Here is a 19,461-nt window from a genome sequence, read left to right on the forward strand (position 1 = left end):
ATCGGCGGCGAGAAGACCCAGGCCACGCTGCCCAAGGAAAAGCCCATCAAGCTGACCTATGTGAACGGCGACATCATCGGCACCTGGGCCAACGGCACCACCATGTCCATCCCGATGCTGTGACGCGGCAATGCCGCGGCGTGAAGACGGATCGCTGCCAGGCGGAGATGGCGTAATGCCCTTCGGGTATTGCGCCCTGCGATCGGGGCGGCACTTCACCACCATGTCGCGCCGGTATTGAGCGATATCACGCGAGCCGCATGCGCAAGTCATAGACTTGCGGGAACCGGCCTGCGATGTTCGCCCCGATGCCGGCGCCAACCCGCATTTCGCCCTCAGGAGAGGATGCCATGGCGACGATCGTGCGTATCGACGACGAAATTATCAGCACCGAAGAATTCATCCGTACCTTGAAGCTCACAGGCCAGTTCGAAGGCCTGCTGGACCAGCTGGTCCGCGACAAGGTGGCCGCGCTGTCGGCCAGGCAGCAGGATGTCACGGTCACCCAGGAAGAAATCCAGGAGCGCGCGGACCAGTACCGGCGCGTGCGCGGCCTGCACCGCGCCGCCGACATGAACCGCTATCTGGATGCGATCAACGTCAGCCTCGATGAATTCGAGAAATTCATCACGGACAGTCTGTACCAGGACAAGGCGCTGGCCAGGGTGTGCAGCGAACGCGCGGTGGAAGACTATTTCAAGCTCAATTCGCCACGCTTCGATGCGATGGAGATCGGCCATATCGTGGTCGACAGCGAAGGCAAGGCGCGCGAGCTGATGGCCTACCTGGCCGACGACCCGGACAGCTTCGCCGAGATGGCGGCGGAACACTCGGTGGCCGACAGCCGGGAGCGTGGCGGCGTGATCGGCCGCGTGCTGCGCGGCTCGCTGCGCAGCGACATCGAAGCCAAGGTGTTCAATGCCGCGCCGGGCGATCTGCTGGGGCCGTTCCCTTCGGCCGACCGCGGCAGCCATGAAATCTTCAAGGTATGCGCCCGCCATCCGGCGCGGCTGGACGCGGACACCGCCACCGAGATCAGGCGGCTGCTGCGCGAGCAGTGGCTGCTGGCGCGGGCGCAGGAACACATGATCGAAGTGCAGTAACCCGGCGGCGGCGCGCCGGGAGGGTTCGGCCAGAAAATCTCGGAAAGGCAGGCGCGTATTGAACACCCCTTCCGTCCAGCAGTCCCTTGCAGGCGTTCTGGCGTCAGCCGAGATACTGACGCCGCTTGCGCCTGCCGAACTGGAAGCGCTGGCTGCGCAGGCGGAAATACGCACCTATGGCTTCGGCGACACGGTCTGCAGCGCCGGCGATGCCGCGCCCGGCCTGATGCTGGTGAAATCCGGCTCTGTGCGGGTGTTCACCGTCGAGGCCGGCAAGGAAATCAGCATGGGAGTGAAGAAGCAGGGCGACTTCTTTGCCGAGCTTGCCATGCTGAGGGAATACCGGCACGAGTCGTCGGTGCGCGCTTCGGGCAAGACCGAACTGCTGGTGATACCGCGCGCGGCAATCGCGCCCGTGATTGCCGGCAACCTGCCTGCGCGCGACTTCATCACCAGCTATGTCGCCATCAGCTCCGCCGGTGGCTTTGTCACGCGTCTGTTCGACCTGCGCGGCAAGGTCGGCAAGGAAGAAATGGAAGAACTGGTGCGCAGCGTCGGCGTCAAGCGCATTGCGGCCGGCCGCGAGATCCTGAAGCAGGACAGCCGCGAGGACCGCCGGCTGTATGTGATCCGCAGCGGCGAAGTGCGGCTGGTGCGCAGCGACGGCGGCAGCGAGTATCCGCTGGCGGTGCTGGGGCAGGGCGAGCTGTTCGGCGAGAAGGCCTGCCTGATGCGCCAGGAACAGATGGCCTCCGCCATCGCCGTGACGGATACGACCTTGCTGGTGATTCCGGAAAAGACCATCCACCAGGTGCTGGAACGCAACCCCAGGCTGCGCGAGGTGCTGGAAGAGCGCATGCGCCACATCGAGCGCGAACTGGAACGGCAGAAGCGCCTGGCCGAGCGCCGCAAGCGGCCGGTGGTGCTGGACCTGCAGTCGCGCGCTGGCCTGAATGAGCGGCTGATCCGGCGTTTCGCGCTGGTGGAACAGGCCGAGGAGATGGACTGCGGCGCCGCCTGCCTGGCCATGCTGTGCCGGCATTACGGTATTGCGATCACGCTCGGCAAGCTGCGCGAGCTGGCCAACGTCACCACCGAAGGCGCCACGCTGGACAGCCTGGCGCGGGTCGGCGAGACCCTGGGCTTCACCACCCGCGGCATGCAGTGCACCTACGATTCGCTGCTCGGCTTCGAGCTGCCCTTCATCGTGCACTGGGAGGGTTATCACTACGTGGTGGTGTACGGCATTTCCAGCGAGCGGGTGTGGGTGGCCGATCCGGCGCTGGGCTTTCGCAAGATGAGCGTCAGGGAGTTCGAGCGCGGCTGGAGCGGCACCTGCCTGGTCTTCACGCCGGGACAGGACCAGGCGCAACTGGCCGCCACCCGTTCCCCATGGATACGTTTCGTCGGCTACCTGAAGCCCTACAAGAAAATTTTGCTGCAGGTGTTCATCGCCACCTTCGTGATCCAGATGCTGGGCATCGTGCCTCCCCTGATCATCCAGAACATCCTTGATGGCGTGATCGTGCACCAGAACCTGAGCCTGCTGCACCTGCTGATCGTCGGCCTGATCATCTCCAACGTGTTTACCCAGATCATGGCGACGATCCGCGCCTACCTTGCCAACTTCATGGTGCGCAACATGGATTTCGCGATGATGTCGCAGTTCTTCAAGCACACGATGTCGCTGCCCTTTTCCTTCTTCGCCAAGCGCAAGACCGGCGACATCCTGGCGCGCTTCCAGGAGAACCATACGATACGGTCCTTCCTGACCGAGTCCACCGTCACCACGCTGCTGAACCTGCTGATGGTGTTCATCTACTTCAGCATCATGTTCGTCTACAACGTCAAGTTGACGCTGCTCTTGATCGGCTTCGTCATTCCCATCGTGGCCCTGACCGTGATCGCCACGCCGCGCATCAAGGCCTATGCGCGGGAGGTGTTTACCGCGTCGACCGATGCGCAGGCATTCCTGATGGAAGCGCTGGGCGGCGTGGAAACCATCAAGGGCATGGGCATGGAGCGGCCGGTGCGGCTGAAGTGGGAGAAGAAATATGTGAAGGCGCTCGAGACCCAGTACCGCGCGCAGGCCTTTCATATCTGGGTCGGGCTTGCCAGCCAGCTGCTCAATGCGGCAGTCACCATTTCCATCCTCTGGGTCGGCGCCAACCTGGTGCTGGCGCGCGAGCTGACGATCGGGCAGCTGATTGCGTTCAATGCGCTGATGGGCAGCGTGCTGGCGCCGCTGATGGGCCTGGTGGGCTTGTGGAACCTGCTCAACGATGCCGGCGTGGCGATGGAGCGGCTGGGCGACGTGCTGGACATGGAGCCGGAACAGAAAGCCGGGGATGTCGCCTCGCGGGTCGTGCTGCCCGACCTGAAAGGCCAGATACGGCTGGAAAACCTGTATTTCCGCTATGGCGGCAACGAGACCGCCTATGTGCTGGAAAACATCAGCCTGGACATCAACCCCGGCGAGCTGGTGGCCGTGGTCGGCCGCAGCGGTTCGGGCAAGACCACGCTGGCCAAGCTGCTGGTGGGCTTCTATCCGCCCAGCGAAGGCAAGCTGGTGGTGGACGGCTACGACATGAGCGTGATCGACAAGGACAGCTACCGCGCCCAGGTCGGCTATGTCATGCAGAGCAACCTGCTGTTTTCCGGCACCATCGCCGCCAATATCGCCAGCGGCGAGGAAAGCCCGGACCGCAGGCGCATCGAGGAAGTGGCGAAGATGGCCGACGCCCATCCCTTCATCGCCAAGCTGCCGCTGGGCTATGAGCAGGTGGTGGGCGAGCGCGGCATGGGCCTGTCGGGCGGGCAGGTGCAGCGGCTGTGCATTGCGCGCGCTCTGTACCACGACCCGCGCCTGCTGGTGTTCGACGAGGCGACGTCGGCGCTGGATACCCAGTCCGAAAGCAACATCATGAGCAACATGAACGAAATACTGAAAGGCCGCACGGCCGTCATCATCGCGCACCGGCTCAGCACCATCATGCGGGCCGACAAGATCCTGGTGCTGTATGAAGGCGCCGTGGTGGAGCAGGGCCGGCACGAGGAGCTGGTGGAGCGGCGCGGCATGTATTACCAGCTGGTGCAGAAGCAACTGGGAAGCCAATGACCCTACGCAACGACGACCTCCCCGGCGCCGCGGCGCTGTCCCACGCGGGCGTGATGGAAAAGATCGAGATCCTGCGCTCGGCGCTGCGCTGGGCGAGCCGTCTGGAGCGCGCCGACATCGAGAAGCTGCTGCGCCAGGTCACCGCGCTGCGCGACGAGGTGATGCAGCTGTCGACCACCGAGCGCTTCGTGACCGCAGCGGCCGGCGGCGCGCCGCGCAAGCAGGCCGCGGGCGAGCGCCGCCGCGCGCTGCTGGAGCGCAGCTTCGTGTTCGAGGGCACCTTTGGCGACAATCCGCAGCTGCTGGATGCGCTGGAGGTGGCGGAAAAGGCGGCCCCGACCGACTTGCCGGTATTGATCGACGGCGAAAGCGGCACCGGCAAGGAACTGATGGCCAAGGTGATCCATGCCAACGGCGCGCGCTCGGAGCGACCTTATATCTCGGTCAACTGCGGCGCCATCCCGGAGAACCTGCTGGAGTCGGAGCTGTTCGGCCACAAGAAGGGCGCCTTCACCGGCGCCGCCGGCGACCGCAAGGGCAAGTTCGAGAGCGCCCACCACGGCACCATCTTCCTCGACGAGATCGGCGAGCTGCCGCTGCCGGGGCAGGTCAAGCTGCTGCGGGTGCTGCAGTCCCACGAGATACAGCGGGTAGGGTCGGATGAAACCATCTCGGTCGATGCCCGCATCGTCGCCGCCACCAACAAGAACCTGCGGCAGCTGATCGAGCAGGGAACCTTCCGTGAAGACCTGTTCTACCGGCTCAGCGTGATCCATGTCACGCTGCCGCCGCTGCGCGATCGCAGGGACGAGATACCGCTGCTGCTGGCGTACTTCGGCGCCGAGGCGGCCGAGAACCTGAAGCGGCAGCCGCTGCGGATGACACCCCGCCTGCGCGACTTCCTGCATGCCTACCGCTACCCCGGCAACATTCGCGAGTTGCGCAACCTGGTCTACCGCCTGTCCTGCCTGGCGGGCGACACCGCCGACCTGATCCATTTGCCGCATGACCTGCGGCCGCCCCTGCCGAGCACGCCGGAAGTCCCGCGGGAAACCCGCATCAGCATGGCGCCCGGCGTGCTGGGCGACGTCAAGCGCGCCGCCAGCGACCAGGCGGAACGGCTGTTCCTCGAACAGGGACTGCGCGAGGTCGGCGGCACGGTCGCCGAGCTGGCGCGCCGCTGCGACATCAATCGTCCCTATCTGCAAATGCTGCTGAAAAAGCATGGCCTGCATTCGCGCGACTTCCGCATCGGAAGGGGTGGCGGAAACGGCGCCGTGCAGGAGCCCTGACCGGTCAGGCCAGCGCCGGATTCAGCGCGGTGGCGTCATCATGCTCGGGCGATATGGCCCGCACGGTCACCACCGAGATGTTGTCGCGGCCGCCGTGCGCAAGAGCGCACCGCACCAGCTGCTGCGTTGCGGCCCGCACGTCGTGGGCGGCCAGCAGCGCCGCGATGTCCTCGTCCGCGGCTTCATTGCTGAGGCCGTCGCTGCAGAGCAGGAAGATGTCGCCATGCATCACCCCCAGTTCGACCTCGTCCATGTCGAACTGGTCGGCCACGCCGACCGCGCGGGTGATCAGGTTGCGCGCCGGATGGCGCCTTGCCTCTTCGGGCGACAGCAGGCCGCGCGACACCAGTTCTTCCACATGGCTGTGGTCGCGGGTGAGCTGCTGCAGGCTGCCGTCGCGGTAGAGATAGATGCGGCTGTCGCCGGCCCACAGGCAGATGCAGCGCGCATCGCCAGCCAGCAGCACCGCCGCCGTGCTGCCTATGGTTTGCACCTCGCGCATGGCCGCCTCCGTCATCAGCCGGCGGTTCACGTCGGCAAGGCAGGCACGGACCTCGGCGGCGCGCGCAGCCAGGTCGCCGTCGCCGCTCATGCGCGCCAGCGCATCGACCACCATGCGGCTGGCGACGTCGCCCAGCGTATGGCCGCCCATGCCATCGGCCACGGCCCAGAGGCCGCGCTCGGGCTGCTCCAGGCAGGCGTCTTCATTGACGCTGCGCACCCGGCCCACATCGGAAAGGGAAGCGGATTGCCAACGAAACAGGGATGCTTGCGCCATGGCGGTCTCCGGGGCGGGCATGGCCAGGCCGGGCGTGCCATGCAGCGGTGCGGAAGCACAGTATAAGGTCGCGCCATGCCGCTTCCACCGCGGCGCTGGCGAGCATTTTCAACCTGGCTCAATGTTTCGGCGCAGCGTGCCCGCGGGCGGATTCATTTTTGCGTCAGGCCCACCATGGTCGGCACCACGTTCACCGTGGAAGCCGGCGCCGACGGTCCGACCTCGACGTTGAGCGCCTGTATCGTCATCTGCTCGGCGGTATAGATATTGTTGGTCTGGAAGAAGTTGACGATGGCGCCGGGCGCCCTGGCCACCGACTCGAGGAAAGGCCGGAAGGAAAATACCCATGGCGCGCCATCGCCGCCGCGCACGGCGCGCATCGATGCGCTGTCCAGCGTGGTAAGGGTGGCAAGGTCATGGATCATGATGGTGGCCATGTCGGTCTCCTTGATTCGAATTCGTTGCGTGCAACAGGAAGCCGGGCGGCGGAACTGCGGATGCGTTGCCGCCGCGCCGGGCTTGTATCACTGCATCAGAACCATTTGGGCATCATCTTGCCGTAGCTGGTCGCGTGGCTGCTGGCATCCACATTGATGTCCAGATTGGTCTGCGTGACCACCGGGGTGAACACGCCGACCTGGGTGTTGGGGCTGCCCTTGCCGCCCAGGATGCCGGACTGGTTGAAGTCGCCTATTTTTGACAGGTTGGCATTGAAGCCGCCGGAGATGCAGGACATTGCCTTCGCATCCAGGGTTTGGGAAACGGCGAGGTCTTTGATGATCAACATGATGATGCTCCTTGAATCGGTTGGGTTGGTTGGGTGAGCTTTTGTTTGGGCTCGTCATCCCTATTGCATCGACCGTGCCAGCCCGCACAGCCGCTTCAAAACCGGTAAAAAGCCCCGTATTGTTGATTGACCGGAAAGGAAATCGGGCCTGTCGGGCCTGATCGGCAGCCCGCGCTGTAAGATGAATACAGACAGCCGGGGACAGGGTGTCGGATGCGGGGCGACATTACCTGCTTCATGGCCGGCAACGCGGGCTCGGGAGCCGGTGCGCTTGCCTGGCATGTTCCATGCGTCAAGTATTGGAAGCCGGACGGGCAGAAATGCAGGAGGATGCATGGGTACCGTGATATCGATCGACTTCAGGCAGCGACGCCGCAAGCATGCAAGCCCTGACCAGGGTGTCATGCCCGGTATGCACGGCCAGGCTGTGGCGGTGGCTGTTTGCGTTGCATGCCTGGCCTGTCTGCATGCGCCGCTGCTGATGTTATGGACGCCTTGGCTGCCATCGGTGCATCCGCAGGCAAGGCGCTGCGGCGAGGCCGCTGAAGAAAGCTGAGCGCTGCCTGCGCCGTAACACACTGAAACAGTAAAGGCCTTTCCTTGCAGCGGCCAGGCACTATCTTATGGTCAGGTACAACGACAAACCGGCGTTCATGGCAGTCCCGGACAGTCCGGCTTGCGTGGTGCTGCACCGATGGAGGTGTGAAATGGTCAATACGTCAAAACCAAGCAAGGAACAGGTCAGGGAGTACATGGCGCGCCGGCAGGCGCAGCACCAGCCGCCGCCGAGCTGCCAGGAAATCCGCCGCCAGCTGGGCTGGGAACTGGTGGAGGCGGAACGGGAGGAAAGAAGCAGGCGGCGCTGACGCGCCTGATGGCCTGCACCGGAAATCCCGCCCGCTCCCGCTTTGCGCTGCGTACAAGGAAGAAGCTAGGCCCGCAGGATTTCCTTCGCAATCGTATTGCGCTGGATCTCGCTGGTGCCCGTGACGATGCGGTACAGCCGCAGCCGGCGGAAGATGAATTCCACCGGATGGTTTTTCGTCACCCCCACATTGCCGTGGATCTGCATCGCCCGGTCGGCGATCTCGAAGCAGCGCTCCGAGACAAACAGCTTGCACATCGAGGCTTCCTTGCGGATGTCCCGTCCCTGGTCGGCCAGCGCAGCCGCGGCCATCACCATGCTGTCGCAGGCGAACAGCGCGGTGGCCATGTCGGCCAGCATGTGCTGGATCGCCTGGAAGCGGCTGATCGGGCCGCCGAACTGCTGGCGGTGCTGCGCATACTCGACCGACAGCCGGTAAGCCTGGCGCGCCAGCCCGGTCATGGTGGGGCAGTGCAGCAGCCGGTTGACGCTGATGCGGTCCATCGCGATCCTGAAGCCCGCGCCTTCGCTGCCGATCAGGTTGGCCGCCGGCACCCGGACCTGCTGCATGTCGATGTCGGCATCCACATGCTGGCCCGTCATCGGCAGATAGTCATAAGAAAGGGTCACGCCAGGCCGGTCGAGGTCCACCAGGATGGCGGAGATGCCGTCGGCGCCCTTGTCGGGGTCGGTGACGCACATCACGATGGCGAAGTCGGCAAAGGCCGACGCAGTGATGTAGTGCTTGCGCCCGGTGATCAGGTAGTCGTCGCCGTCGCGCACCGCGCGGGTCTGGATGCTGGCCGCATCCGAGCCGGAGCCGGCTTCGGTCATGGCGAAGCAGGCGCCCTTTTCGCCGCGTATGCAGGGCAGGATATAGTTTTCCACCTGGTAGGGCGTGGCATGCCTGACCAGGTTGCCGATGCGGGCCGGCCCGCCCCAGTCGCCCAATACATGGGGGAACAGCACGGCGCCGGAAGCGGCGACATCATCCTTGAGCAGGCACAGCTGCGACACCGACAGGCCGGCCCCGCCGAGCGACCGCGGCAACTGGGGGCCATACAGGCCGAGTTCGCGCGAGCGCTGCCACAGGCCGCGCACGGTGTCCCTGGGCAGGCGGTCTTCGTAGCCGATGCCATGCCGCTGTTCAAACGGCAGCAGTTCGTCCTGCAGATACGCATGGAGCCGCTGGCGCAGTGCGGCGAAGTCGGGCTGGGCGGTATCGTTCATTCGAAGCTCGCATGTATGGTTGGGATGACCCATGTTGACACTGCCAAAGCCAGCGTGTGATGATGGCCCGCGGCATTTCGATAACGGGCGGGAATGAAGTGAGACTGGAAGACCTGGATTATTTTCTTGCCGTTGCCCACGCCGGCCACGTCGGCCGCGCCTCGGAGGCGGTGGGCGCCACCCAGCCGGCCCTGACCAAGGGCATCCAGCGGCTGGAACGCGAACTGCAGGTTCCCCTGTTCGAGCGCACTGCCAAGGGCATGGTATTGACTGTCGCCGGGCAGGCGTTCTACGAGCGCGTCAGGACAGCCCGCTCGGGGCTGGATGAAGCCGTCAAGGAAGCCAATGACCTGTACTTGGGCAAGGTGGGCCTGATCAGGGCCGGCATCTCGCCCAACTATGCCGAGCATTTCTTTGCCGAGGCCTGCGCGGCGCTACTGCGGCAGCGGCCGGCGGCACGCATGCAGGTGACGGTAGGCCTGAACGACAAGCTGTTCGCCGCACTGCGCCTGGGCGACCTGGATTTCTGCATCAGCGCGCTGATGCATGTCGAAGACGGCGACTTCGAGCAGCAGCCGCTGTTCACCGACGATCTGCAGGTCGTAGGGCGCGAGGGCCATCCGGTGTTTTCGGCGCCGCATCTGCGCTTCGACGATCTGGCCAGGCAGTCGTGGATACTGGCGGGCCCCAATGTGATGGCGCGGCGCGCGGTGGAAGCCCGCTTTGCCGAGCACGGCCTGCCGCCGCCGAACGTGGTGATCGAGTCGAATTCATCGATCGCTTCGCTGATGAGCGTGGTCAGGGCAACCGATTTGCTGAGCGTGACGGGGGAATCGACCCTGAAGCAGCACTTTGGCGAGGGCCTGGCGAGCCTGTCGCTGAGCGAGGCGCGCTGGCCGCGCGTGGTGGGCATCACCACGCGGCGCGGCGCTTACCTGTCGCCGCTGACGGTGCGCTTCATTGAATTGCTGCGCCAGCACTGCGCCGCTGACCAATTGCCGGCGCTCTAGCCGGCGACCTGGTACTTGATGTCCGTGATGCTGCCGCGCCAGTAAGGCAGCGCGCCATCGGCCGTGAGCCACGACACTTCGCCTTCCAGCGGCACCAGCATGCCGGATCGCCTCCGGTAGTTCCAGAAGTGTCCCTGCCACGGCGTGGGAATGATGCGCTTGCCCACCATGCGCCCGCGCGCTTCGGCCCGCACGGTGTCGATCAGCCCTGCGGCATTGAAGCGGAACTGCAGGGTCACGCTCACCGGGCCGTCGGTCAGCGTTGCGCGCGCCTGCTCGGCATCGACCGCTTCCCAGCGCACGCCCTGGCCGGGCAGCAGCGCCGTCGGATACCAGGCGGCCTCGGCCAGGAAGCGCATCAGTTCGCCCTGGGCGATGCCGGCGCCGCCGCGCATGTCGGCCAGCGAAACAAGGCCGAGCAGGGCGGCATGCAGCACGCCTTCGCCGGCGGCATAGGCATCATGGACATGGACAGGCAGCCCCGGCATCATCATGATCCGCGCATTCCAGTCGAAGCCGGGACGGCGGGTGACAACCAGTTGATCCGACCGGAACGGTTTCCAGCTCGTTGCCTGGCCACCCATGTTGAACCTGCCGCGATGCTGCATCCGCACGCCGGCCACCATCGGCATGCCCTGCTGCAGCACCGTGCGGAAATAGCGCTGCACCGGCGCGGGCAGCGCATCGAGCGCATCGAGATCGACGGTGCCCGGCACAACAGGCAGGCGCGACGCTTCGATGCGCTCGCGCAGCGCACTCGTTCCTTCCCGCCAGCGGCGCTTGCCCAGCGCGATGCCCGCTAGCGAAACCGTGGCAAGCATGCCTGCCGCAATCAGAAGCTTTTCGCGCATTGCCGCATCCTCCTGGCCAGGGCGCTGTCACTGCGCCATGATCTTGTTCTCGCGGACGACCTTGCCATAGGCTTCGACCTCGCTTCGCAGCTGCTTGTCGAATTCCGCCGGCGTGTACGGCGAGAGCCTGAATGCCATCTCTTCCAGCTTGCGGCTGCTGCCGGGATCGGCCAGGAAAGCATGCACGATGCCGTTCCAGCGCTGCACGATCTCGGGCGGCAGGTTCTTCGGTCCGGCCAGGCCCATCCAGCTGCCGGCATCCAGGGCCGGATAGCCCAGCTCCGACAGCGAGGGCACATCCGGCAATGCCGGCGAGCGTGCCTTGCTGGTTACTGCCAGCGGGCGGATGCGGCCGGTGCTGATGAATTCCTTGGCGGGCGCCAGCGCGACGATGCCGGTCTTGATCTGGCCGGCGGCAAGGTCGGCCAGCATGTTGGCGCCGCCCTTGTAAGGCACATGCAGGATGTCCAGCCCGTAGTTGGCCTTGATCATCTCGAAGGTCAGGTGCATGGAGGTGCCGATGCCGGGGCTGCCGTAGCTCAGCGTGCCCGGACTTCGCCTGGCGAGGCTGACCAGTTCCGGGAAAGTGTTGACGGGCAGCGTGGCATTGACCAGCACCACATGCGGCGCCACCGTGACCATCGAGATCGGCGTGAAATCCGTCTCGATGCGATAGCCCGGCTTGGCATACAGCGCCTGGGCAATGGTGTGGTTGCCGCCCAGCGTAAGCAGGGTATAGCCATCGGCCGGCGCCGCGGCGACCTTGGCGGCGCCGATGTTGCCGCCGCCGCCGGGCACGTTTTCCACAATGACTGCCTGCCCGAGTTCCTTCGATGCAAACTGGGCCAGCATGCGGGCGGCAATGTCGAACTGGCCGCCCGCGGAAAAGGGCACCACCAGCTTCACCGGCCTGTCCGGATATTTTCCGGCGGCGCCGGCAAGCGCGGCGCATGACAGCATGGCGCCGGCGGCGAGCATGCGGCTGAGTCGTTTGAATCCGATCATCTTCAGTCTCCTTTGGAATCGTTGTGCCGGGATCAGCGTGTATTTTCCGCCAGCGATGGCGAAGCATCATTCCGCCATGCCGCCCGGCGATGCCGCGGCGTTATTGCGCCTTGGCGGCGGGCCATTCCGCAGAGTTATGAAAGCCACGCAAGGCATTATCAGCCGGCCGGCATGCCGCTCCTATCATCGTTTCCATCGATGACCAACAGGAGACTTTCATGAATCAAGGGCGCTTCATCACACGCTGTGCGCAATACTGGCCGGATAGTCCCGCCATCATCTTCAATGATGCCGTCACCACCTTCCGGCAGCTCGATGAGCGTTCAAGCCGCCTGGCCAACGCCCTGCTGGCATTGGGCGCCAACAGGGGCGACCGCATTGCGGTGCAATCGTGGAACCGGCCGGAACTGATCGAGCTGGAATGCGCGCTGTACAAGGCCGGCCTGGTAAAGGTGGCGCTCAATGCGCGGCTGTCGCGCCCGGAAGTGCTCGATACCGCCGGCAATGCCGAGCCGGTGCTGATGCTGGCCGGGCCGGCGCATGCCGCCGCCATCGCCGAGCTGGCGCCGTCGCTGCCCAGCGTACGCAGTTTCATCGCCTTTGGCGCGGCCTGCGACGGCTTCCTGGACTACGAGGCGCTGCTGGCGCAGTCCGGCACGACCAGCCCGGATGTCGACATGGCGCCGGACGAGCTGGCCGTGCTGCATTACACCTCGGGTTCGACCGGCAAGCTCAAGGCGGCGATGCAAACCGTGGGCAACCGCATGGCCTCGCTGCGCAAGGTCGTGATGAACCGCCTGCGTGCCGAACCGGGCGACGTGCTGGCCCTGGCCGGGCCGATCACCCATGCCAGCGGCATGTTCATCCAGCCCTACCTGTTCCAGGGCGGCGCGATCCTGCTGCATGAACGCTTCGAGCCCGACACCTTCCTGGCGTCTATCCAGCGTTACCGGGTGAGCGCCTGTTTCCTGGTGCCGACCATGATCAACATGCTGGTGGCCCATCCGCGCGTGAAGGACTATGACCTCGGTTCCCTGAAACAGGTGACCTATGGCTCGGCGCCGATGGCACCGTCGCGTATCCGCGAGGCCTGGCAGGTGTTCGGGCCGGTGCTGTCGCAGGGATATGGCGCCGGCGAGACCACCGGCGGGCTAGTGGCGTTGAGCACGCAGGACCATCGCATCGCGCTGGAACAGGGACGCGAGGCGCTGCTGTCCTCCTGCGGCCGCATCTTCAGCGAATCGGAACTGCGGCTGGTCGATGATGACGGCAAGCCGGTTGCGCAAGGGGAGGTTGGCGAGATCGTGATCCGCGGCCCGGATGTGTTCGCCGGCTACTGGCGCGAACCGGAACTGTCCGCCGCTGCGCTGAAGGATGGCTGGCTGCATACCGGCGACCTGGCGCACATGGACGCCCATGGCTATCTGTACATCGTCGACCGCAAGAAGGAGATGATCATCTCCGGCGGCTTCAATGTGTATCCGTCGGAAATCGAGCAGGCGTTGTACCGCCATGCCGCTGTCTACGAGACCTGCGTGGTCGGTGTGCCCGACCCGGTGTGGGGCGAGGCGGTGAAGGCGGTGGTGGTGCTGCGGCCCGGCCACGAGGCAAGCCAGGCTGACCTGATGGCGCATTGCCGCGACCTGCTGGCCGACTTCAAGAAGCCACGCTCGATCGATTTCGTCAGCGAGCTGCCGAAGAATGCGAACGGCAAGCTGTCGCGCAAGGAGGTCAGGGAGCGCTATTGGGTCGGACAGGAACGGCGCGTCGCCTAGCGCTGTCCTGGCCCGCTCAGGCGGGTGGCAGCGGCAGGCCTTCTGTCCGCGCCAGCCTTTCCATCGCTTCTTCCAGAATCGTCCGCGCCTGGCCGGCAGCCAGCTGCAGCGCCTGGTGCAGTTGCGCATCGGCCTCGTTGCGCGATGCGCACTGCGCGCTGTAGCGCTCGAAGCTTGCCACCGTCATCACGATGTCGGCGAGATGGCGCGGACACTCGCAGTCCACGCTGTTGGCGGCACCGGCCATGGCCAGCAGCGCCTCGTCGCTGAACCGGCGCGGACGCGGCGCTGCGGCGACAGGGCCGCGCTCGCGCAGCGGCGGCCGGGCATTTGCCAGCGCCGCCCTGCACAGCAGCAATAGCTCGCCAAGTTCCGGTGGCACCCGCGCCACCAGGCAGCCCTGCGCGCGCAACTGGCGTATCGTGGCGCTGGCGCAGAACCGGTACAACACCACGACGGCCACGGCGCCGCAGGCACGCCGGGCGGCGATGATCCGCGGCACGGCACTGTCATCGAGTTCGGACAGCTCCACCAGCAACAGGTCGGCATCCGCATCCTGCAATACCGATTCCGCCTGCGCCAGCTGGGCGCAACTGGCGCGCACCACCAGTCCCAGGCTGTCGCGGCCGCCGGCGGCGAGCCGCCGGATCAGGCTCTCCCCAAGCAGGGCGACCCGCATCAGCTGGTTCGTCGCAGCCGCGGGCAGTGCCTGCGATACCGTCATTTCCTCCAGCTGCCGCATCGGCAGGCCGGCCAGCACGCCGATCGGGTGTCCCTGGTCCACCAGCTGCTTGAGCAGGCCAAGCCGGCGCACCTGTTCCGCCGAATAAAGCCGCTGGCCATGCGCGGAGCGGTCGGTATCGGACAAGGCATAGCGGCGCTCCCAGACCCGCAAGGTTTCCACCGGCAAGCCGGCCAGCCGCGCCGCCACGCCCGTGCGATGCATGCCCTTGCGCTCGGATGGGTCCCCGGAAACTTCCTTGATCTGAATCGAATCCGACATGTTTGAACCGTTATTGAACCGTTTATGACGCGATTATAATGGGACAAAAGCTGGACAGCCAGGACTTTTCCGCCTAACTTGCAGGCTCAGCGGTTCAGCATGGCCAGCACGGCAATGCAGCAGGTGCAAGGCCAGTCTGGCAGGCAACGCTAATCCGCCGGCCCGAACCGGCGGGCGCCGGCTGATCCGCATGGTTCCGTTTCCAGCGCGCTCTTTTGCGCTGTCTCGTCGTCCACATGAAGGAGTAGAGAATGAAGAAAATCATCATCGCAGCTGCACTGACTGTCGCAACCGGCCTGGCCCAGGCGGCCGACATCGTCGATACCGCCAAGTCGGCGGGCTCGTTCAACACCCTGGTGACGGCGGTGCAGGCAGCCGGCCTGGTCGATACGCTCAAGGGGCCGGGACCATTCACCGTGTTCGCGCCGACCGATGCGGCCTTTGCCAAGATACCCAAGGATAAGCTCGACGCGCTGTTGAAGGACAAGGCGGCGCTGACCAAGGTGCTGACCTACCACGTGGTGCCGGGCAAGGTGATGGCCAGCGATGTGAAGGCCGGCAAGGTCAAGACGGTTGAGGGCAGCCCGATCACGGTGAGCATGAATGGCGGCAAGGTGGGCATCGACAATGCCACCGTCGTCAAGGCGGACGTCGCCGCCGACAATGGCGTGATCCACGCGATCGACTCGGTGATCATGCCGCAGTAAGCCTGCAGCAAGCCAGCGCGGGTGGGCGTCCCGGCCTCAAGGCCTGCCCGCGCTGGTCCCTGTGGCGCTGTTGTCCTGACTGGCTTGGCGACGCCGGCCGGATTGACCCCGGCACTGCGTTGCGGCGCTTCGCCGAACCCGCAACGGCGATCGGCGCACTTGGTCCGGGGCCTATATGCCCGGCCTCGTTCAAGCCAGTCAGGCCAACAGCGTCTCAACGCCTGCGCCAGCTGGCGCGAAGCTGCGGATAGCGGATGCAGAACGTCACTGCCTGCACCGCCAGAGCGCACACCAGCGCCAGCATGAAGCCAGGCACGATGCCCAGCAGCGGCAACGCCATCCCCACGGTAAAGCAGAAAGCGCTGAAGGCATACAGCCCGCCCACCACGCCGCCGAGCAGGCGGACTGCATGCGTCGGGCCGGCATGCAGATGCGAGAAAACCGCCAGCACCAGGCTCATCACCGGATAGACCGTCAAAATGCCGCTGACATGCGGCCCCAGGCGCTGGGCCAGGAAGGTGACCAGAGCCACCATGGCCGCGCCGGCCAGCATGCGCGCCAGCAGTTCGCCGCGCGCTGGCGCTGGCAGCGGCGTGTCGAGCTGCACGCGCGGGAAGGCGCGTGGCGCAAGCCACAGGCCGGCCAGCGTCAGCGCCAGCGCCGGCCACGGCGGCAGCGGATGCCACGACAGCGCCAGCGCGCCGGCGGCAAAGCCGATGCTGCCCGCCACCAGGCACAGCCACCAGGGCAGGCGCCTCGCCGCCCATGAATAGGCGATGCCGAAACAGACATTGGCCAGCACCACGGAGAGCGACCAGAGCGCGGCATGCGACGCGAATGCCGGCCCCTGTTCAAGCGCTATCAGCAGCAGGATCGGGCCGGCGACGATCGGAAAGCCGGTCAGCCACCCGGCTACCGCCGGACCCCAGCGGCGGCCGGCCAGCGTCAGCAGCACCACCAGCACGGGCACCAGCAGCAGCCTGATCAGCAGCATGCGCTGGCCTTCAGCTCAGGCATGCGGCTTGCGCCGGCATCATCCGCCGGCCCGCATCGAGCGCGGCAGGCCCAGCACCAGGTCGGGAAATGCGTAGATCAGCACCAGTGCGGCGACGATCAGAAGGAACATGGGCACGGTCACCCTGGCGATCCAGGGAATCTGCTTGCTGGTCATGCCCTGCAGCACAAACAGGTTGAAACCCACCGGCGGCGTGATCTGCGCCATTTCCACCACCAGCACGATGAAAATGCCGAACCAGATCAGGTCGATGCCGGCCTTTTCCACCGTGGGCAGGATCACGCCCATGGTCAGCACCACCATCGATATGCCATCGAGGAAGCAGCCGAGCACGATGAAGAACACAGTGAGCATGGCGATCAGCATCGCGGTGGACAGGCCCAGCGAGGCGATCCACTCTGCCAGGTGGCGCGGCAGGCCGAGATAGCCCATCGCCAGCGTGAGGAACTGCGCGCCGGACAGGATCAGCGCGATCATGCAGAACAGGCGGGTGGCGCCCATCAGGCTGTCGATGAAGGTTTGCCGGTTCAGCGACCCTTGCGCGGCCGACAGGATCAGCGCGCCCAGCACGCCCACCGCGGCCGCCTCGGTCGGCGTGACCCAGGGCGAATAGACCGCGCCCAGCACCAGCACGATCAGCAGGCCGACCTGCGCCAGGTGGCGCGATGCATGCAGCTTCTGCATGAACGTCAGCTTCTCGGTGGCAGGGGGTATCGCGTCCGGATGGCCCAGCGCCCACACCACGATGTAGCCGGAGAACAGCGCTGCCAGCAGCAGCCCGGGCACGATGCCGGCAATGAACAGCTGCGCGATCGAGACGTTGGCCGAGACGCCGTAGACGATCATGATGATGGACGGCGGTATCAAGAGGCCCAGCGTGCCGGCGCCGGCCAGCGTGCCGATGATCTTGTCCTCGGGGTAGCCGCGCCGGGTGAGCTCGGGAATGGTCATCTTGCCGATGGTGGCGCAGGTGGCGGCCGACGAGCCCGAGACCGCGGCGAAGATGGCGCAGCCGATCACGTTGGTGTGCAGCAGCCGGCCCGGCACGTTCTCCAGCCACGGCGCCAGGCCCTTGAACATGTCTTCCGACAGCCGGGTGCGAAACAGGATCTCGCCCATCCACACGAACAGCGGCAGCGCGGTCAGGGTCCAGGAAGAGGATGCGCCCCAGATGGTGACGGCCATGGCGTCGCCGGCGGGGCGGGCAGAGAACAGCGCCATCGCGATCCAGGCAACGCCCGACAGGGCCAGCCCGATCCAGACGCCGGAAGCGAGTATTGCGAACAGCACCGCGATCAGCAACGCGGTAATCAGGAGATCCATGGATGCCTTCCCTTCTTGGTTGCCAGCGTTTATTCGTTGCGCAATTGCTCGGCGCTTGCCCGCAGCACCCGCTTGCCGCGCAATTCCAGCAGCAGCTCGTCGAGCAGGGCAATCAGCAGCACCACGGCGCCCACCGCCATGCTTACCTGTGGAATCCACAGCGGCGTCGCATCGTTGCCGGTGGAGACGTCATGGAATTCCCAGGACTGCCAGGTCAGCTTGATGGAGTAGAAGCTCAGGGCGGCAGCCAGCAGGCTGGCCGCAAACAGCGACCAGATCTCCATGGCCCGCTGCATCCGCGGCGACGTCGCCTGCAGCAGCAGCGACACCCGGATGTGCTCGCCGCGCTTGAAGGTATGCGCCAGCGCCAGAAAGCCGCAGGCCGCCATCGCATAGCCTGCGTACATGTCGGTGCCGCGCCAGCCCAGCGCCAGCGCGCGGTCGGCGATGCCGGCGACCACCATCAGCAGCGTGGCCACCATGAAAAAGGCCGCGGCATAACCGGCGGCCATATAGAGTCTGTCGAGTAGAGCGCGCATGGTGGTCCGTGATCAGGCCGGTTTCAGGAAGATAAAAAGCCAGCAGGCGCCATGCCATGCATGGTGCCTGCTGGCCATCGGGCGCCGCTCAGTTCTTGCGGTAGGCGTCCATCACGGCCTGGCCTTCCGGCCCGGCTTTCTTCAGCCAGTCCGCCTGCATCACCTGGCCAACCTGCTTCATGTCGGCCTGCAGCTTGGCCGACGGCTTGTGTATCGTCATGCCTTTTTCCTTCAGCGCATTCAGGTACCACTCGTTCTTCTCGGCCGATACCTTCCAGCCGCGCGCCTCGGCCGTTTCGGCCGCCTTCAGCAGGGCGTCGCGGGTCGGCTGGTCCAGCGCATCGAATGCCTTCTTGTTGACGACCACCGCGTTCTTCGGCAGCCATGCCTGGGTGTCGTAGAAGTTCTTGACCTGCTCGTAGACCTTGGAGTCATAGCCGGTGGAGCCGGAGGTCATGAAGGACTCGACCACGCCCGTGGCCAGCGCCTGCGACAGCTCCGACGCCTGCACCGTGACCGGCTGCGCCCCGACCAGCTCGGCGATCTTGCTGGTGGACGGACTGTAGGCGCGCCATTTCAGGCCGCGCATGTCGGCCGCCGACTCGATCGGCTTCTTCGAGTAGATGCCCTGCGGCGGCCAGGCCACCGCATACAGCATCATCATGCCCTGCTTGCCCAGCAAGTCGTTCTGCGCCTTCTTCGACGCCTTGTACAGCTTCATCGATTCCTCGTAGGAGGTGGCCAGGAAGGGAATGCCGTCGACGCCATAGAGCGGATTCTCGTTCTCGAAATTGGCCAGCAGGATCTCGCCGATCTGGGCCTGGCCGCCCTGCACCGCGCGCTTGATCTCGGGCGCCTTGAACAGCGAGGCATTCGCATGCACCGTGATCTTGAGCTTGCCGCCGGTGGCCTTGTCGACATCGGCGGCGAACTGCTGCACGTTCTCGGTATGGAAGTTATTGGCGGGATAGGCGGTTGGCATGTCCCACTTGGTCTGGGACTGGGCCGCGGCGGAAAGGCCGATGAAGGAAAGGGCGACTGCAAGCTTGTTCAAACGCAT

Annotated in this window: 18 protein-coding genes; 7 read left to right on the plus strand and 11 right to left on the minus strand. The window is 65.5% G+C overall.

Translation table 11 applies throughout. From position 1 onward, the window contains the following. The first annotated feature begins 350 nt into the window (after positions 1-350). Genes IGW04_RS18980 through IGW04_RS18990 form a run of 3 tightly spaced genes read left to right on the plus strand, consistent with a single transcriptional unit; the run spans position 351 to position 5,513 of the window. Entirely contained in the window at positions 351-1,103 is a 753-nt protein-coding gene (locus IGW04_RS18980) for a peptidylprolyl isomerase (RefSeq protein ID WP_194714664.1), read from the plus strand. 58 nt (positions 1,104-1,161) lie between these two features. Continuing rightward, a complete protein-coding gene (locus tag IGW04_RS18985) occupies positions 1,162-4,221 on the plus strand; it encodes an ABC transporter transmembrane domain-containing protein (RefSeq protein ID WP_194714665.1) in 3,060 nt (1,019 codons plus the stop codon). After that, entirely contained in the window at positions 4,218-5,513 is a 1,296-nt protein-coding gene (locus IGW04_RS18990; protein ID WP_194714666.1) for a sigma-54 interaction domain-containing protein, read from the plus strand. The genes IGW04_RS18985 and IGW04_RS18990 overlap by 4 nt, the downstream gene beginning before the upstream one ends. A gap of 4 nt (positions 5,514-5,517) precedes the next feature. Here the strand turns inward: IGW04_RS18990 and IGW04_RS18995 are convergent, their stop codons facing one another. The 3 genes from IGW04_RS18995 to IGW04_RS19005 form a co-directional block, all read right to left on the minus strand. Further along, entirely contained in the window at positions 5,518-6,291 is a 774-nt protein-coding gene (locus IGW04_RS18995) for a PP2C family protein-serine/threonine phosphatase (protein WP_194714667.1), read from the minus strand. Positions 6,292-6,443: 152 nt separating this feature from the next. Beyond that, positions 6,444-6,728, minus strand: coding sequence for a hypothetical protein (locus IGW04_RS19000; protein ID WP_194714668.1), 285 nt, complete (start codon positions 6,726-6,728; stop codon positions 6,444-6,446). 95 nt (positions 6,729-6,823) lie between these two features. Next, the gene (locus tag IGW04_RS19005; protein ID WP_194714669.1) at positions 6,824-7,078 is read right to left on the minus strand and encodes a hypothetical protein; all 255 of its coding nucleotides are present in this window, start codon (positions 7,076-7,078) and stop codon (positions 6,824-6,826) included. A 707-nt stretch (positions 7,079-7,785) separates the two neighbouring features. Between IGW04_RS19005 and IGW04_RS19010 the strand changes: the two genes are divergently transcribed. Further along, on the plus strand, positions 7,786-7,944 hold the full coding sequence (locus tag IGW04_RS19010; RefSeq protein ID WP_194714670.1) for a hypothetical protein: 159 nt from the start codon (positions 7,786-7,788) through the stop codon (positions 7,942-7,944). 65 nt (positions 7,945-8,009) lie between these two features. Here the strand turns inward: IGW04_RS19010 and IGW04_RS19015 are convergent, their stop codons facing one another. Continuing rightward, positions 8,010-9,173: an acyl-CoA dehydrogenase family protein gene (locus IGW04_RS19015; protein WP_194714671.1), complete on the minus strand. Its 1,164-nt coding sequence runs from the start codon at positions 9,171-9,173 to the stop codon at positions 8,010-8,012. A gap of 98 nt (positions 9,174-9,271) precedes the next feature. On the opposite strand from IGW04_RS19015, the gene IGW04_RS19020 reads away from it, so the two are divergent. Continuing rightward, positions 9,272-10,183 (plus strand): LysR family transcriptional regulator, encoded by a 912-nt coding sequence (locus IGW04_RS19020; RefSeq protein WP_194714672.1) that lies wholly within the window; start codon positions 9,272-9,274, stop codon positions 10,181-10,183. Here the strand turns inward: IGW04_RS19020 and IGW04_RS19025 are convergent. Both IGW04_RS19025 and IGW04_RS19030 read right to left on the minus strand, forming a co-directional pair. Then, on the minus strand, positions 10,180-11,034 hold the full coding sequence (locus tag IGW04_RS19025) for a DUF6920 family protein (RefSeq protein WP_194714673.1): 855 nt from the start codon (positions 11,032-11,034) through the stop codon (positions 10,180-10,182). The two genes, IGW04_RS19020 and IGW04_RS19025, sit on opposite strands and share 4 nt — an antisense overlap. Before the next feature lie 27 nt (positions 11,035-11,061). Further along, positions 11,062-12,039 (minus strand): Bug family tripartite tricarboxylate transporter substrate binding protein, encoded by a 978-nt coding sequence (locus IGW04_RS19030; RefSeq protein WP_194714674.1) that lies wholly within the window; start codon positions 12,037-12,039, stop codon positions 11,062-11,064. A 218-nt stretch (positions 12,040-12,257) separates the two neighbouring features. Between IGW04_RS19030 and IGW04_RS19035 the strand changes: the two genes are divergently transcribed. Further along, on the plus strand, positions 12,258-13,814 hold the full coding sequence (locus IGW04_RS19035; protein WP_194714675.1) for an AMP-binding protein: 1,557 nt from the start codon (positions 12,258-12,260) through the stop codon (positions 13,812-13,814). A gap of 16 nt (positions 13,815-13,830) precedes the next feature. On the opposite strand, the gene IGW04_RS19040 is transcribed toward IGW04_RS19035, so the two are convergent. Further along, on the minus strand, positions 13,831-14,817 hold the full coding sequence (locus IGW04_RS19040; protein ID WP_194714676.1) for a MerR family transcriptional regulator: 987 nt from the start codon (positions 14,815-14,817) through the stop codon (positions 13,831-13,833). Between the two features lie 251 nt (positions 14,818-15,068). Here IGW04_RS19040 and IGW04_RS19045 point away from each other — a divergent pair, with 251 nt between their 5' ends. After that, positions 15,069-15,524, plus strand: a complete 456-nt coding sequence (locus IGW04_RS19045) for a fasciclin domain-containing protein (protein WP_194714677.1) — start codon at positions 15,069-15,071, stop codon at positions 15,522-15,524. A 214-nt stretch (positions 15,525-15,738) separates the two neighbouring features. Here the strand turns inward: IGW04_RS19045 and IGW04_RS19050 are convergent, their stop codons facing one another. The 4 genes from IGW04_RS19050 to IGW04_RS19065 all read right to left on the minus strand — a co-directional run bounded on the left by IGW04_RS19050 (position 15,739) and on the right by IGW04_RS19065 (position 19,461). Next, positions 15,739-16,518 carry a hypothetical protein gene (locus IGW04_RS19050; protein ID WP_194714678.1) on the minus strand — a complete coding sequence of 260 codons (780 nt, stop codon included), beginning with the start codon at positions 16,516-16,518 and terminating at the stop codon, positions 15,739-15,741. 39 nt (positions 16,519-16,557) lie between these two features. Continuing rightward, positions 16,558-17,862 (minus strand): TRAP transporter large permease, encoded by a 1,305-nt coding sequence (locus IGW04_RS19055; protein ID WP_194714679.1) that lies wholly within the window; start codon positions 17,860-17,862, stop codon positions 16,558-16,560. Between the two features lie 29 nt (positions 17,863-17,891). Continuing rightward, positions 17,892-18,401: a TRAP transporter small permease gene (locus IGW04_RS19060; RefSeq protein ID WP_194714680.1), complete on the minus strand. Its 510-nt coding sequence runs from the start codon at positions 18,399-18,401 to the stop codon at positions 17,892-17,894. Between the two features lie 88 nt (positions 18,402-18,489). After that, positions 18,490-19,461 carry a TRAP transporter substrate-binding protein gene (locus tag IGW04_RS19065; RefSeq protein ID WP_194714681.1) on the minus strand — a complete coding sequence of 324 codons (972 nt, stop codon included), beginning with the start codon at positions 19,459-19,461 and terminating at the stop codon, positions 18,490-18,492.

Origin of the sequence: Noviherbaspirillum soli, assembly GCF_015352955.1 — a bacterium.
In the GTDB taxonomy this organism is placed as follows: domain Bacteria; phylum Pseudomonadota; class Gammaproteobacteria; order Burkholderiales; family Burkholderiaceae_D; genus Noviherbaspirillum_A; species Noviherbaspirillum_A soli.